The organism is Ruegeria sp. CDSB013, assembly GCF_059611165.1.
In genome coordinates this window covers 41,454-56,662 of sequence record NZ_JBXWPA010000013.1, presented here as the reverse complement: position 1 = coordinate 56,662, position 15,209 = coordinate 41,454, and the positions used below count along the sequence as shown (strand labels likewise).

16 protein-coding genes are annotated in these 15,209 nt (G+C 58.1%); 13 read left to right on the top strand and 3 right to left on the bottom strand.

The annotated features are described in order from the left end of the window. Positions 1–417, bottom strand: a complete 417-nt coding sequence (gene irrA / locus AC2FJF_RS19380; RefSeq protein WP_109312620.1) for an iron response transcriptional regulator IrrA — start codon at positions 415–417, stop codon at positions 1–3. A 188-nt stretch (positions 418–605) separates the two neighbouring features. Between irrA and fabA the strand changes: the two genes are divergently transcribed. The 4 genes from fabA to AC2FJF_RS19360 are packed head-to-tail and all read left to right on the top strand — an operon-like array spanning position 606 to position 3,421. Then, a complete protein-coding gene (gene fabA / locus AC2FJF_RS19375; RefSeq protein ID WP_282152633.1) occupies positions 606–1,115 on the top strand; it encodes a bifunctional 3-hydroxydecanoyl-ACP dehydratase/trans-2-decenoyl-ACP isomerase in 510 nt (169 codons plus the stop codon). A gap of 31 nt (positions 1,116–1,146) precedes the next feature. Continuing rightward, positions 1,147–2,376, top strand: a complete 1,230-nt coding sequence (gene fabB, locus AC2FJF_RS19370; protein WP_109312551.1) for a beta-ketoacyl-ACP synthase I — start codon at positions 1,147–1,149, stop codon at positions 2,374–2,376. Between the two features lie 5 nt (positions 2,377–2,381). Then, complete coding sequence (locus tag AC2FJF_RS19365) at positions 2,382–3,173, top strand: enoyl-ACP reductase FabI (protein ID WP_282120727.1); 792 nt, start codon at positions 2,382–2,384, stop codon at positions 3,171–3,173. A 59-nt stretch (positions 3,174–3,232) separates the two neighbouring features. Further along, on the top strand, positions 3,233–3,421 hold the full coding sequence (locus AC2FJF_RS19360; RefSeq protein WP_496726798.1) for a hypothetical protein: 189 nt from the start codon (positions 3,233–3,235) through the stop codon (positions 3,419–3,421). Between the two features lie 18 nt (positions 3,422–3,439). On the opposite strand, the gene AC2FJF_RS19355 is transcribed toward AC2FJF_RS19360, so the two are convergent. Continuing rightward, the gene (locus AC2FJF_RS19355) at positions 3,440–3,868 is read right to left on the bottom strand and encodes an FKBP-type peptidyl-prolyl cis-trans isomerase (RefSeq protein ID WP_058273150.1); all 429 of its coding nucleotides are present in this window, start codon (positions 3,866–3,868) and stop codon (positions 3,440–3,442) included. A 128-nt stretch (positions 3,869–3,996) separates the two neighbouring features. Between AC2FJF_RS19355 and AC2FJF_RS19350 the strand changes: the two genes are divergently transcribed. The 9 genes from AC2FJF_RS19350 (at position 3,997) to AC2FJF_RS19310 (ending at position 12,170) form a co-directional block, all read left to right on the top strand. After that, the gene (locus AC2FJF_RS19350; RefSeq protein WP_472724300.1) at positions 3,997–4,683 is read left to right on the top strand and encodes a haloacid dehalogenase type II; all 687 of its coding nucleotides are present in this window, start codon (positions 3,997–3,999) and stop codon (positions 4,681–4,683) included. Then, the gene (locus AC2FJF_RS19345) at positions 4,683–5,510 is read left to right on the top strand and encodes an alpha/beta fold hydrolase (RefSeq protein WP_496726797.1); all 828 of its coding nucleotides are present in this window, start codon (positions 4,683–4,685) and stop codon (positions 5,508–5,510) included. Before AC2FJF_RS19350 ends, AC2FJF_RS19345 begins: the two co-directional genes overlap by 1 nt. Further along, on the top strand, positions 5,507–6,481 hold the full coding sequence (locus AC2FJF_RS19340; RefSeq protein WP_496726796.1) for a threonine ammonia-lyase: 975 nt from the start codon (positions 5,507–5,509) through the stop codon (positions 6,479–6,481). The genes AC2FJF_RS19345 and AC2FJF_RS19340 overlap by 4 nt, the downstream gene beginning before the upstream one ends. A gap of 59 nt (positions 6,482–6,540) precedes the next feature. Beyond that, a complete protein-coding gene (gene pcaD / locus AC2FJF_RS19335; RefSeq protein ID WP_496726795.1) occupies positions 6,541–7,329 on the top strand; it encodes a 3-oxoadipate enol-lactonase in 789 nt (262 codons plus the stop codon). A 12-nt stretch (positions 7,330–7,341) separates the two neighbouring features. Then, the gene (locus tag AC2FJF_RS19330) at positions 7,342–8,070 is read left to right on the top strand and encodes an alpha/beta fold hydrolase (protein WP_496726794.1); all 729 of its coding nucleotides are present in this window, start codon (positions 7,342–7,344) and stop codon (positions 8,068–8,070) included. A 67-nt stretch (positions 8,071–8,137) separates the two neighbouring features. Then, on the top strand, positions 8,138–9,337 hold the full coding sequence (locus tag AC2FJF_RS19325; protein WP_496726793.1) for a TCR/Tet family MFS transporter: 1,200 nt from the start codon (positions 8,138–8,140) through the stop codon (positions 9,335–9,337). Between the two features lie 81 nt (positions 9,338–9,418). Next, entirely contained in the window at positions 9,419–10,513 is a 1,095-nt protein-coding gene (locus AC2FJF_RS19320) for a Zn-dependent alcohol dehydrogenase (RefSeq protein ID WP_496726792.1), read from the top strand. Between the two features lie 24 nt (positions 10,514–10,537). Then, positions 10,538–11,770, top strand: coding sequence for a mandelate racemase/muconate lactonizing enzyme family protein (locus tag AC2FJF_RS19315; protein ID WP_496726791.1), 1,233 nt, complete (start codon positions 10,538–10,540; stop codon positions 11,768–11,770). 109 nt (positions 11,771–11,879) lie between these two features. Further along, on the top strand, positions 11,880–12,170 hold the full coding sequence (locus AC2FJF_RS19310; protein WP_496726882.1) for an ArsR/SmtB family transcription factor: 291 nt from the start codon (positions 11,880–11,882) through the stop codon (positions 12,168–12,170). A gap of 3 nt (positions 12,171–12,173) precedes the next feature. On the opposite strand, the gene AC2FJF_RS19305 is transcribed toward AC2FJF_RS19310, so the two are convergent. Further along, a complete protein-coding gene (locus AC2FJF_RS19305; protein WP_496726881.1) occupies positions 12,174–15,170 on the bottom strand; it encodes a cyclic nucleotide-binding domain-containing protein in 2,997 nt (998 codons plus the stop codon). Positions 15,171–15,209: the final 39 nt, after the last annotated feature.

Below are 15,209 nucleotides of genomic sequence, written 5' to 3'. Positions count from 1 at the left end.
TTACTTTTTCCGCAGACGGATCACTACGTCGACCGACGCGATTTCAACGCCCTCGGGCGCTTCGGGCAGGCGTTGAATCACCAATTGATCCGACGGCGCATCACTCAGGCGGCTTTCGTCTTCCCAGAAAAAATGCGGATGATCGTGGGTATTGGTATCGAAATAGCTTTTCGAGCCATCAACCGTGATCTCCTGCAGAACCCCGGCCTCACAAAACGCGCGCAGCGTGTTGTAGACCGTTGCCAGAGATACGGCGTCCCCATTCTTTTTGGCCGCCTCAAACAGGCTTTCGGCAGTGACATGCCGATGGCGACCATCGCCGACTAAAAGCTCGGCCAAAGCGACACGCTGGCGCGTTGGGCGCAGCCCCGCGTCAACCAACCAATCTGTGGCTCTGTTCTGGCTCTGAGGTGTCATCAATCCGAAACCCAATTGTTGCTGAACCATATATAGGTGCTGTGTTCGGGTAATTTCAAATGAAATTCATTCGCAAAGAATGCCGTCTGCACAACAGGATGTGACGTGCTGCTCTTGCAGGACCTTGCATACGGGTGCTAGACGAGGCCAGATATAACGAACGGACCCCTGGCAGGAGAGGCGGCAGAATGGCCCAATTCCCGAGCAGCTTTGACAAGGACGATCTGCTGAAATGCGCCCGTGGCGAATTATTCGGCCCCGGTAATGCGCAATTGCCTGCACCTCCGATGCTGATGATGGATCGGATCACCGACGTCTCGGCCGATGGTGGCGCGCATGGCAAAGGCCACATACTGGCCGAATTCGACATCACCCCTGACCTGTGGTTCTTTGATTGCCACTTCCCCGGCAACCCCATCATGCCCGGCTGTCTTGGACTGGACGGCCTATGGCAGTTGACCGGTTTCAACCTGGGCTGGCGTGGCTGGCAGGGACGCGGCATGGCCGTAGGCGTAGGCGAGGTCAAACTGACCGGCATGGTCCGCCCTGACCGCAAGATGCTGACCTACAAGATCGACTTCAAAAAAGCGATCCAGACCCGCCGCCTGACCATGGGTGTGGCGGATGGTATCGTCGAAGCGGACGGTGAAATGATTTACGATGTCAAAGACATGAAAGTCGTTCTGTCCGAAGCCTGAGCCTGACCGGCCCGAAATAAGGAGCACGCACATGCGTCGAGTAGTTGTCACCGGTTTGGGGGTCGTGTCCTCCATCGGGAACAATGCCCAGGAAGTAATGGCCTCTCTCAAGGCCGGAAAGTCCGGCATCGAGGCCAACGAGCAGATGGTCGAACACGGCTTTCGCAGCCAAATCGCCGGAACGCTTAAGATTGATCCGGCTGAGCATGTAGACAAGCGTACCCTTCGCTTCATGGGTCCTGGTGCAGCATACGCACATATCGCCATGAACCAGGCTATCGCCGACGCGGGCTTGACAGAAGACCAGGTCGTGAACCCGCGTACCGGTTTGGTTGCCGGTTCCGGTGGTCCGTCAACCAGCGCAATGCTGACAGCGCATCAGACAGTTCTGAAAACTGGTGCGACTAAGCGTATCGGCCCGTTCGCAGTGCCAAAATGCATGTGTTCGACGATTTCGGCCAACCTTGCGACCGCATTCAAGATCAAGGGCATCAACTACTCGATCACCTCGGCCTGCTCGACCTCGCTGCATTGCATTGGTAACGCGGCCGAACAGATCATGCTGGGCAAGCAGGACGTCATGTTCGCTGGCGGCGGAGAAGAGCTGGACTGGACACTGTCCTGCCTGTTCGACGCAATGGGTGCGATGTCATCCAAATACAATGACACGCCGGACAAAGCCTCGCGTGCGTTTGACCAGGACCGTGATGGATTCGTCATCTCGGGCGGTGGCGGGATCGTCGTTCTAGAGGATCTGGAACACGCGCTGGCCCGCGGCGCAAAGATTTACGCCGAAGTGACCGGGTATGCGGCCACATCGGATGGCCACGACATGGTGGCCCCGTCCGGTGAAGGTGGAGAGCGCGCGATGCGTCTGGCTCTGTCGACCATGCCCGAAGGGCGCAAAGTCGGCTATATCAACGCCCATGGCACCTCGACCCCGGTCGGAGACGTTGGCGAAGTTGAAGCCGTGCGCCGCATCTTTGGTGAAGGCAATGTGCCCCCGATCTCATCGACCAAGTCGATGACCGGACACGCACAGGGTGCGGCAGGCGCGCTTGAGACGATCTTCTGCCTGCTGATGCTGGACAATGATTTTATTACGCCGTCGATCAATGTCGACACGCTTGCCGAAGGCATCTTGCCCGGTGAAATTGCAACTCAAGTAGTTGAAAACGCAGGATTGGACAGTGTGATGACCAACAGCTTCGGCTTTGGCGGCACCAACGGGTCCATGATCCTGTCGAAGTATAACGGGTGAATGTAATGTCGGATCTTCTAAAAGGTAAACGCGGCCTGATCATGGGCGTGGCCAATGACCGCTCGATCGCGTGGGGCATTGCCAAAGCCATGCATGAGGCCGGTGCTGAACTGGCATTCACCTATCAGGGCGAAGCCTTCGGAAAGCGCCTTGAGCCGTTGGCCCAAAGCCTGGGCAGTGATTTCATGGTGGACGCGGACGTCACGGATGACGCCTCACTTGATCGCGCATTCGAAGAGCTTGGCGCGCGCTGGCCCACCATCGACTTCGTTGTCCACGCCATTGCCTATTCGGACAAGTCCGAACTGACGGGTCGTTTCCTGAACACAACGCGGGCCAACTTCAAACACTCGATGGACGTGTCGGCGTATTCCTTCATCGAGGTCGCGCGCCGCGCCTATCCCCTGATGCAAGAGAATGGCGGCACGCTGCTGACCCTGACGTATCAGGGATCGAACAAGGTTGTACCGAACTATAACGTCATGGGTGTGGCCAAGGCCGCGCTGGAATCGGCGACCCGCTATCTGGCCAACGATCTGGGCCCGGAAGGCATTCGCGTCAATGCGATCTCGCCCGGCCCAATGAAGACGCTGGCAGGTGCTGCAATCGGCGGTGCCCGCAAGACTTACAAGTTCTGCGACCAGAATGCGCCGATGCGCTCGAACGCAACGCTCGAGGCTGTTGGCGGCACGGCCGTTTACCTCACTTCAGACGCGGGGGCTTGCACGTCGGGTGAGATCATTCGCGTCGATGGCGGCTTCCACGTTCTGGGTATGCCGCAGCCAGATCACATGTGACCCGATCTTTCCCTGCCGGTGCCAAGATTTCACCATCTTTCACGGGCAGGGATATCGGCATGAGCAAAGCCGAACATATCCTTACCAGCAACACTCGCAGCATCCGGTCACGCCGCAGATCCGGGTTTCTGGGCACGCGCGGTCTCGTCGCGCTATTGGCCCTGACCACCCTATTGTTGTTTGTGTTTTTCACACAGCCGCAAATGCAGGAAACCGTTAAAGCCTGGATCAGCCTCATATCAGGCTGATCCGACTCGTTTCATGGGTCAGTTGATCGAAACGACCTCGATATCGAAAATCAGATCCTGACCGGCCAATGGGTGGTTGGCATCCAGCGTGACGGTTGCTTCGTCGACCTCTACCACCGTTACCGGAACGGCCTGTCCATCCGGCGTTTGCATCTGCAATTGGGTGCCGGGATCCAACGGAATATCGTCCGGAATGCCTTCGCGCGGGATTTGCTGGCGCGCCGCGGGGTTAATAGGGCCATAGGCGTCAACGCAGGCGATCTCGACCCGCTTTTTGTCCCCAATGTTCAAACCCGGCATCGCCGAATCCAAACCCGGGATAATCTGGCCCGTGCCAACGACGAATTCCAGCGGGTCACGTCCTTCGGAACTGTCAAAGACGTTTCCGTCCAACAGCGTTCCTGTGTAATGGATGCGAACCGTGTCGCCTTGTTTGATTTCGGTCATATTGGTCTCCGGCCTCATTTGGGGTTTAGCGGCCAAGCCTAGGAGGTAACACGACATTGTAAACCCCGCCCTCTTTCATGCCCGTTATTGTTGTGCAAACCTGCCCCGGACGATCAGGAGGGGACCGGATGCCAATCACAACCTGCATTTTTGATGCGTATGGAACGCTGTTTGACGTGGCCGCCGCCGCGCGGCAAGCAGCCGGGGAACCGGGCTTTGAGAAACTGCAGCAAAAGTGGCCCGAACTGGCCAATCATTGGCGCCTGAAACAGCTGCAATACACCTGGCTGCGCGCGGTCACGGATGCTCATGCGGATTTCTGGGATGTTACACAGGATGGCCTCGACTGGGCGCTTGAGGCGACCGGCCTGGACGGCGACGCAACACTGCGACAACGGCTTCTGGATCTGTACTGGGAATTGCAGGCCTATCCCGAAGTTCCAGAAATGCTGCGCGCACTAAAAGCGGGTGAGTTGCAAACAGCGATCTTGTCAAATGGCTCGCCACCGATGCTTGATGGCGCGGTTCAGTCAGCGGGTATCGGGGACGTTTTGGACGACGTGTTGTCCGTGGAAAGCGTCGGAGTCTTCAAGCCGGATTCGCGGGTCTATGACCTTGTGCAGGAACGGTTCTGCTGTGCCCGGAACGAGGTTCTGTTCGTCAGCTCGAATGGCTGGGATGCGGCTGGGGCCAGCGGGTACGGCTTTGTCACCGCCTGGGTCAATCGCGCCGGGGAACCGATGGACCGCTTGCCATGGAAGCCTGCGCATGTACTGTCCGACCTAACGACGATTCCGCAACTGGCTGGACTTTAATGGCATTTTTCACAACTTCTGATGACAGACGTCTTTACTTTGAGGACTCTGGATCTGGTACGCCGGTGCTTTGCCTTGCCGGGTTAACCCGCAACAGCAAGGATTTTTCGTTCCTCGGGCCGCATCTGGGCGATATGCGGATGATCGCGATGGATTACCGCGGGCGCGGGCGCTCGGAGCATGACCCGGATTTCATGAACTACAACGTCCTTCGCGAAGCTCAGGACGCGACCGAATTGTTGGACCATCTTGGCTTGGACCGGGTGAACGTGGTCGGGACGTCTCGTGGCGGGCTGATCGCCATGGCGCTTGCCGCCAGCCATCACGAACGACTGTTGAGTGTTGTCCTGAACGATGTCGGCCCAGTGCTGGAACCATCGGGCATCACCAAGATCATGGAATATGTCGGCAAGCAGCCCGTGTCCAAAACATACGATCTGGCGGCACGTGCGCTGCAACATGTCATGGAACCTCAGTTCCCCGGTGTACCACTTGAGCGTTGGCGGCAGCAGGCTGAATTCCAGTTCGATGAAACGGCTGATGGCCTGACACTCAGCTATGACCCCGCGCTGCGCACCGCGCTTCTGGAACAGGCCGCTTCTGGACCTGCCCCGGACCTATGGCCGCTCTTTGACGCGCTGCAGGGCATTCCGGCAGGCGTCCTGCGCGGCGAGAATTCGGACGTTTTGGGCAAAGACACGCTGACTGAAATGCACAATCGCCACCCCGATCTTATATCGGCAGAAATACCCGACCGTGGTCATCCCCCGTTTCTGGATGAACCACAGTCGGTAGAACTCATTCGCAAGGTACTGGTCACCGCATGAGCACACTTGAAATGATCGAGGCCGCCGCCGAGCGCCTCAGAGGGCATGTTCGCGAAACACCGATTCTAACCTCGCCGTTTCTGGACGAAATCGCGGGCCGACGCGTGCTGGTGAAACCCGAGTGCCTGCAACACACCGGCAGCTTCAAGTTTCGCGGTGCCTGGTCGGCCATTTCGGCGCTCAGCGACGCGCAACGACAACGCGGCGTGATTGCCTATTCTTCGGGCAATCACGCGCAGGGCGTGGCCTTTGCTGCAGCTCAGCATGGGATTTCGTCGGTCATCGTCATGCCCTCTGACGCACCGCAGCTAAAGATCAACAACACCCGGGCGCTGGGGGGTGAGGTTGTCTTGTACGACCGCGCGAACGAAAGCCGCGAAGAGATTGGTGAGGCGTTGGCGTCCCAACGCGGCCTGACCCTGATCCGGCCTTACGACGAACCTTTGGTCATCGCAGGTCAAGGCACCGTCGGGCTGGAACTGGCGCGACAGACGGCCGATTTGGGTATCGAGAAGGCGGATGTTCTGGTGTGCTGCGGCGGCGGCGGGTTGACCTCGGGCATTGCGCTGGCACTGGAAGGTCACGCGCCGGGGCTGCGGGCCCGCCCGTGCGAACCTCAGGGGTTCGACGACGTCAAACGGTCTTTGGCCATGGGGCATATCCAAAGCAACAACGCCGCATCGGGCAATATTTGCGATGCTATCCTGACGCCGCAACCGGGCCAGATCACATTTCCGATTCTGAACCGGCTGTGCGGTCCGGGCTTGTCGGTGTCCGAGGAAGACGCCCTGCGCGCCATGGCGCATGCGTTTTTGCGCCTCAAAATCGTTCTGGAACCGGGCGGGGCGGTGTCGCTTGCCTCGGCCCTGCACCGCGCGGACGAAATCGAAGGCGAAGCAGTGATCGTGGTAGCATCGGGTGGCAACGCCGACCCCGAAGTCTTTGGAAAAGCGCTGGAATACCTGACCTGACAAGTCGTTTAGGCTGGGGCAACCTGACATGTGGGCGTGTGACGCCAGGGGATTGAGTCGTGCAGATCGCAGACATTGGAAACATTCAAATCCACTACCGGATCGATGGTGATCCAGCCGGCGCACCAATTGTGTTTGCCAATTCTTTAGGAACCGATCTGCGGCTTTGGGACGATGTGTTGCCGCACCTGCCCGCAGGACTGCGTGTGATCCGCTTTGACAAGCGCGGGCACGGTCTTTCGTCGCAACCCCCGGCCCCCTATTCGATGGGTGCGCTTGTGCGGGACGTGGAAGGATTACTTGATTTTCTTGAAGTGCGCGATTGTGTATTTGTCGGCCTTTCGATCGGCGGGCTGATCGGGCAAGGACTGGCTGTCAAACGTCTGGATCAGGTCCGCGCCTTGGTGCTGTCCAACACCGCAGCCAAGATCGGCATACCCTCGATCTGGCAGGACCGCATGGACGCGGTACAAAAGGGTGGGATCGAGGCCCTGGCTGATGCCACCATGGAGCGTTGGTTTTCCAAGGCATTCCGCGCGTCAACCGAACATCTACTGTGGCGCAACATGATGGTGCGCCAGCCGGTTGACGGCTATTTGGGCTGCTGCGCGGCAATCTCAGGTACGGACTTCTACACCCCCACCAGCGGCCTGCGTCTGCCGACACTCGGCATCGCCGGCAGCGAGGACGGATCGACCCCACCGGATCTTGTGCGGGAAACCGTTGACCTGATCCCCGGTTCCCGATTCGAACTGATGCGGCGCGTTGGGCACTTGCCTTGTGTGGAACAACCGGCAGAATACGCGGCACTACTCCACAGCTTTCTGACTGATATCGGACATGTGTGAAGGAGAATTGGTTTGGCCGATCTTCTGTTAGTCCACGGATCCTGTCACGGTGCCTGGTGTTGGCGCGACCTCATCCCGGCGTTGGAAGCGCTGGGGCACGAGGTACGCGCCATTGACATGCCCAGCCACGGATCGGATTCGACGCCCGTTGCCGATGTGACGCTGGACAGCTGTCGCAACACAATTTTGGATGCGACCTCGCGCAATACAATCATTGTCGGGCATTCCTGGGGTGGGTACCCAATCAGTGCTGCGGCCGAAGCCGCGCCGGAGGCCATGCGCGCCCTTGTTTTTCTTGCCGCCTACGTCCCGCAGGATGGTCTTTCGATGGTGGAAATGCGCAAACGGTCGCCCCGGCAAACGATCCAAGATGCGGTTGAAAAATCAACCGATGGCCTCTCGTATACGGTGATACCAAGCAAGGTGCATGACCTGTTCTATCACGATTGCCCGCCCGAAACCGTGCCATTCGCATTTGCACGCTTGTGCCCGCAAGCCATCGCGCCACAGGACACCCCCCTGCACCTGACCGGCAATTTCGACCGGGTTCCCAAGGCATATATCCGGGCGACCGATGACCGGACGATCCCGACCGAATACCAGGAACAGATGAGCCACAGCGCCCCCGAGGCGATGCGTCATACGATTGACACGTCGCATTCCCCATTCTTTGCACAACCGCAAAAACTGGCTGAATTGTTGGACAAAATCGCAAAAGACCTGCCAGGATCACAAGTCTGAGCGTGTCCCTTTCAACCTGCATTTTCTGCGGATAAGGTCCGCCCAAATTCTCATCCTTGCGGTTCAAATGCGCCTTCCCTTTTTCTTCGTCCTTCTCACGGTCATGATCGACGCTATGGGCATCGGCCTTGTCTTGCCTATCATGCCGGAACTGATCGTCGAGGTTCAGGGCGGCACGTTGGCGACGGCTGCGATCTGGGGCGGTATTTTAAGCACCGCGTTTGCCGCAATGCAGTTCGTGTTCGGCCCGGTTCTGGGCAACCTTTCAGATGCGTATGGGCGACGGACGGTCTTGCTGGTCTCGCTGTTCGTCATGTCACTGGATTACGTCGTCATGGCGCTTGCAGGCAGCATCTGGTTACTGTTGGTTGGCCGCATCGTCGGAGGCATTACAGCGGCCACGCATGCGACGGCAGCAGCCTTTATGGCGGATGTGTCCAAACCTCATGAAAAAGCAGCGAATTTCGGTTTGCTGGGTGCCGCGTTTGGGGTGGGGTTTGTGTTCGGTCCGGTACTTGGCGGGCTACTGAGCGAATATGGTACGCGTGCGCCGTTTTGGGCGGCAGCTGGTTTGTCTGCTCTGGCCTTTGTTATCGGTGTTTTCGTCATGCCCGAGACGGTCACCGACAAGACGCGCCGGGCCTTCAGCCTGCGGCGCGCAAACCCAGTGAACTCGCTGCGCGCGATTGCGTCGTTGCCCGGTATCCGGCCGATGCTGTGGGTCTATCTCCTGTACTCCATCTCGATATATGTCTACCCGGCAATTTGGGCGTATTTCACAACCGAACGGTTCGGCTGGTCACCACAAATGATCGGCCTGTCACTGGGCGTCTACGGGATCGGCATGGCGGCTGTTCAGGGCGGCCTGATCCGTCCCGCAACCAAGTATCTGGGGGAACGCGTTACAATCATCTACGGCATGGGGTTCGAGCTGTTTAGCTTTTTTCTTCTGGCCTTCCTGACCAATGGGATCATTGCCTTGATGCTGATCCCGATCACCGCCATCGGAGCGGTTGTGACCCCTGCCCTGCAGGCCCTGATGTCGCGCAAGACGCCCGACTCGCAACAGGGTGAACTGCAGGGTGTACTGACATCCTTGCACGCTTTGTCGATGGTCATCGCACCGTTGCTCATGACCAGCGTGTTCGCTCAGTTCATCAAGCCCGACGCGGCGATCTACTTGCCGGGCGCACCATTCCTCTTGGCATTCGTCATGATGGTGATCTGTCTTCTTGTGTTTTCCCGTTCACGTGGGGTCATGGCATAACTACGACATCCCTTTGACGGATTCCGCCTTGCAGCGTCCCGATAAGCGCGCCACCGTAGCGCAAAGTGAGAGAGGGACAGCATGCAAACCATCAAAGCCGCCGTTTGCCGGGCGTTCGGTGAACCTCTGGTCATCGAAGATATTCAGATCGCACCGCCCAAGTCAGATGAGGTCGAGGTGACACTGGATGCGGTGGCAATTTGCCATTCGGACATTTCATTTGCCGGTGGTGCGTGGGGCGGGCATCTTCCTGCCGTCTACGGGCACGAAGCAGCGGGCATTATCACTGCGGTTGGCGACTCGGCAGGCGAATTTCAGGTTGGGGACCCGGTTGTCGTTACCCTGATCCGGGCATGTGGCTCGTGCCCCTCTTGCGCGGGGGGGAAACCAACTGTCTGCGAAACGCCTTATGATAAGGTCAACGGGCCGTTGCGCACAGCAGATGGCGGACCACTGGAGCAGGCAATGGCCTGCGGAGCTTTTGCAGAGAAGGTTGTGGTCAGCCACCGGCAGATTGTCAAAATTCCACAGTCGATGCCCAAAGACATTGCCAGCCTGCTGTCCTGCGGCGTGATCACGGGCGTCGGCGCCGCCGTCAACGCCGCCGGGCTGCGGCCCGGACAGGATGTGGTGGTGATCGGTGCCGGAGGTGTCGGGCTGAACGCAATTCAGGGCGCCCGCATCGCCGGTGCACGACGTATTGTGGCCGTGGACATGACCGAAGAGAAGCTGACCATTGCCAAGGAATTCGGCGCGACCCACGGCGTATTGGCCGATCAGAAAGCCCCCTGGAAGGCCGCTTACAAAGCACTTGGTGGTCGTGGCGCAGACGCTGTGTTGATTACTGTCGGAGCAATCCCTGCCTATGATCAGGCCCCTCGTTACTTGGGCCCCGGTGGCAAGGCGATTATGATCGGAATGCCCCACTCAGGGGGTATGGCAAGTTACGAACCGGTCGTTCTGGCTGCACTGGGTCAGGGTTTGATCGGGTCGAAAATGGGCGATGTTGTCATTCAGCGCGATATTCCATGGATGATCGACCTTTACGATCAAGGTCGCCTGAAACTGGATGAACTGATTTCGGGCCGATGGTCGCTATCGCAGATCAACGAAGCGATCGAGGACACCAAAACCGGATCTGCCAAGCGAAACGTGATCGTTTTCGACAGGGCTTAACCCAGCAGGGCAGGAGATCACCTGATGAAGCTGCAAGACCTCGACATCATCGTCACAGCCCCTCCTGCGCCTGGTTGGGGCGGGCGGTATTGGATACTGGTCAAAGTCACGACCGATACCGGGATCACCGGCTGGGGCGAATGCTATGCATCCTCAGTTGGACCCGAGGCAATGCGCTATGTCATTCAAGACGTGTTCGAACGGCACATGCAGGGCGAGAACCCCGAAAACATCGAACTGATGTTCCGCCGAACATACTCCAGCGGATTTACACAGCGTCCTGATCTGACGGTCATGGGCGCCTTTTCCGGACTGGAAATCGCGTGTTGGGATATTCTGGGCAAGGATCGCGATCGCCCGGTCTATGCCTTGCTAGGGGGATTGGTGAACGAACGCATAAGGGCCTACACCTATCTGTACCCTCTGCCCCAACATAACCTGAACGATTTCTGGACGTCGCCTGAACAAGCTGGCGAATGTGCCGCCGAAATGGTCCGGCGCGGGTTCACAGCCGTCAAGTTTGACCCCGCCGGGCCTTACACTGTTCGGGGCGGGCACATGCCTGCGATGTCCGATATCTCGATGTCTGTTGCGTTCTGCAAAGCGATCCGAGAGGCCGTGGGCGACAAAGCCGATCTGCTGTTCGGCACCCACGGCCAGTTCAACACCGCGGGCGCAATTCGTCTGGGTCAAGCGCTCGAGCCCTATTCACCGCTTTGGTTCGAGGAACCCACCCCCCCCGACATGATCGAAGACATGGCTCGTGTCGCGCGAAATGTTCGGATTCCGGTCGCGACCGGTGAACGCATGACCACTAAGGCCGAATTCGCGGCCGTTTTGCGGGCTGGGGCGGCAGAAATCCTTCAACCCGCGCTGGGTCGTGCCGGCGGGATTTGGGAGATGAAGAAAGTCGCGGCCATCGCTGAAGTCTTCAACGCCCAGATGGCCCCACATTTGTATGCCGGTCCGGTTGAATGGGCCGCGAATATCCATCTGGCCGCGTCCATCCCCAACCTGCTGCTGCTTGAGACCATAGACACGCCGTTCCACGATCAACTCATTAACAACTCATTGCAGGTTGAGGCCGGATTTGTCCCTGCGCCGACCGCACCCGGCCTTGGCATCGAGGTGAACGAAGATCTTGCCCGGGCGCACCCTTTTAACGGTGATGGCTTGCATCTGCAGATGCAGGAAGAGCCCTGTGATTACGTGAACGGAAACGCCTTTCAAGGTGGTGCCCCTGCAACCGAGGGGTGACAACCCAATAGGTCTTGGGGCACATTGACCCAACCAATGGGCGTTAAAAAGGCCACACGTGACACTTGAAGACGACCAAACCCAACAAACCGAAGCCGCGCTATCTGAAATGAAAGAAAGCGCGGCTCGGGCCTCTGCGTTTCTGAAAACGCTCGCGCATGAGGGTCGGTTGATGATCTTGTGCCATCTGGCCGACAGCGAAAAATCCGTGGGTGAGTTGGAGGCCTTGCTGCATATCCGTCAAGCTGCAGTCAGTCAGATGCTGGCGCGCCTGCGCGCTGAAAACATTGTTGCAACGCGCAGGGACGGAAAGTCCATCTATTACTCGCTGAACAACGACGGCGCGGCGCAGGTGATCGCCGTTCTTTACGATATGTTCTGCGGCCCCGACAGCGAATAACCCTTAGTTCGATACATAGCCCGCTATCACCTGCAACAGTTTGAACGCGGTTGCGGCATCATTTTCGACCACGGCCAGGAATTCCTCTTCACCAATACGCAGGCACGACAATTCCGTCTCGGCGATCATGCTCAGCGCCCTAGGTTCCTTGCGGATCAGGCCCAACTCTCCGACCAGGGCACCGGGGCCGACCGTGGCAATCAACTGATCCACTCCGTCGGTTTGCGGAAGGTACAGCCCGGCTTCCCCGTCCAGCACCACATAGGCGCCGTCGGTTGGCTGATCGTCCTTAAGGAAAACAACCTCTCCTGCTTTGGCATCGAACCAGCGCGCACCAAAGGCCAGCAGGCGCAGCTGTCGACGGTCCAGCCCGGAAAACAGCGGTGTCTGTTCCAGCGCGCGCAGCTTGCGCGAAAGGTCAGCTGAGGCGGCACTGTCTTCTTCCACGTCCGCAGGTCCTTCGTCCGAGACGACCCGACCTTGCCTGATTTCCACATACATGTCGAACACGCTCGGGTTTTCGAACTGGTCGTTCAGGTAGATCACCGTGGTATCCGGCAGCAAAGCGCGTAGATTTTTGTACACGGCCACTTTCGAGGCCATGTCATAACTGGCCAGCGCATCCTCAAGGATCAGGATATCCGGTTTCTTGATCGTCGCGCGCGTAAATGACAGAGGTTCAGCAAAAACCGCGGGCAGGTTTTGACCGCCAAGCGCCACCGGCACGTCATAGATCAGTTCGACCACCAACGGGCGCGCACCGTTTTCGTTCAATACATCCACGATCAGTTTGCGCGCCTCGTCCGAACGGGCGCCGCCGATCTGACTGACCTTTCCGAACAAAGCGTTTTCCAGAACCGTCAAGCCAGGCGCGAACTTCGTTTTGTCTAACGGGACAAATACATCGAGCAACCGTTCCAACAGCTTTTCGGAATGGCTATGCCGCAACTCAAGAATGCGGTCTTTGAGGTCGTCGGTGAAGGCTGGTCCAATCTGTTCCGCCGAAATCACGAACGGAACGGCCAACAGGTTTGCCAGCTGTTCATCATTCAGCCCCGATACGCCCTCGTTCCGGGTCTTTTCGACCAGCTCGACCGCAGCCTCGTACGTTTGCGCCTCTAGTCCCAGTTTTCGAAACAGCGGGTGATCGGTGCCGTCCAGGCCGAAAATCTGGCGCAGCATCTCAATCACATCGCGTGTCAGGCTCACCAGAGTCTCATCCAGACCAAATTCGCGCAATTGCTCAAGGAACACGGTCTGCTGCGCCAAAAGCTCCTGCGTGACCGGCACTTTGGGCGTGGCGAACAGCAAGTTCTCCGCAACTGGCAAGGCAGGGTTATAGCTGTTGCGATCAAAGATCAGGGCCTGTTGCTCCAGCCCTGATGCTTTCACCGCATCCTGAACCAAAGGTCGCAGTTCGACCAGTTTGTCGGCCAGCTCGGGATGCTCGGCGGCATCGAAGACCTGTTCGGCCCCGCGCAAAAACAGCGCCGCGCCGGAACCCATCCCGTCAATCAGTTTCAACCACCAGTCGCGTACCTCTTCGGCGCTGTCCAATCCCGCAGTCGTCGGGTCCAGCCAATTTGCCCTGAAGGGGTCCGAGCTATTGCCGGCCCGCAACGTCTCATCATATCCAGGGTCGTTTGTTTCGGTTGTTTGCGGCTTGAACCGCATCGGCATCATGACGTTGTCGCCCAGCGTGCCCTGGAACATCACAGGCCGTGACGAAGCATACCCAATACGGGCGGCCACGACGCTTTGATGCAGCTCTGACAAACGGATACCACCGATCTGCACCCGGCCCGAGCTGGGCAGAATTTCCCGTGTCAGCAACTCGGCCATCGCGCGGCGATCTTCTTCGCTGGGGGCCGCGATCCCGATGATTTTCCCGCTGGGAAAGGACAGATCCAAATCATCCAGAACCTGGTTACCGTCCATATCGCGAACCGAGACATGGTCGAGCACTATGTCACCGTTCAGCCTTGGCGTGGTCTCGGGTTCGCCATCGAACAGTTTTTCCTCATGCATTCCGGCAGGTGCAAACCGTTCCGTCACCACGTCCCAGCGCAGCGACATATCCTGTGTCTGGTTATAATAGGTCAGCAGTTCCTTCCACGGCGAGCTGAGGTCCTTATATGCAGCCAGGGCCGCAACCAGCGCACCCAGCGAAACCGATCCCTGCAAGACAAGAAGACCCCCAACCAGATAGAACAGGAACGGTGTCAACTGCGAGATGAAGTTGTTGAGGAACTTCATAAAGAACTTTTTCTGGTAGATCTCGAACCGGATACCAAACAGGCGGCCCAATTGATCGGACACCATCGCCCGGCGGTATCGCCAGCCGCCATTGGCTCGCAACGTGGACGCGCCCGCCGCGTTCTCGCCAATCTGGGCGGCCAGCAACCGAACCTCTTGAATGCGTTTTTTGTTCAGAAGGTTGATCTGACGCTGCAGTTTCGGAATCAACCAGGCCTGCAGCGGGATCAGCGCAACTGCCGCCAACCCAAACCAGAAACTTTGCAGAAACAAGAAGGACAGGATGGTGATCATCTGACCCGCCTGCAGAACCGGCTGGCTGATAGCATCACCCATTAGCCCGCCCATCGGCTCGCTTTCGGCGGTGACCATCGACACCAGCTCGCCTTGGCTGACGCGTTCGAAATAGGGTTGAGGGAAACGCAACGCGCGGCTGATCAGCACGTACCGGAACCGGCGCAACATACGCTCGCTCAGCACGCCTTTCATGGTGTTGATGCGCATTTTCATCAGGCCATGCGCCAGCACCGCAATCAGGAACCCGATGCACAGAACAATCAGAAATGTGGTCTGCGGCAGGCTATAGCCCCAAACATCCACAATCGGACTGGCAGCACCTATTGCATCGTTGATGATGCGTTTGGGAAGTTCGAGCGTCAGATAGAGTAGTGGAAACAACGTGGACGTCACGGCCAGCAGAATCAACTGGTCGCGCTTCGAGTATTTCCAAATAAACTGGAAAATTGAACGTTCTATGGAACCTGCCCCTACTACGGATCACTG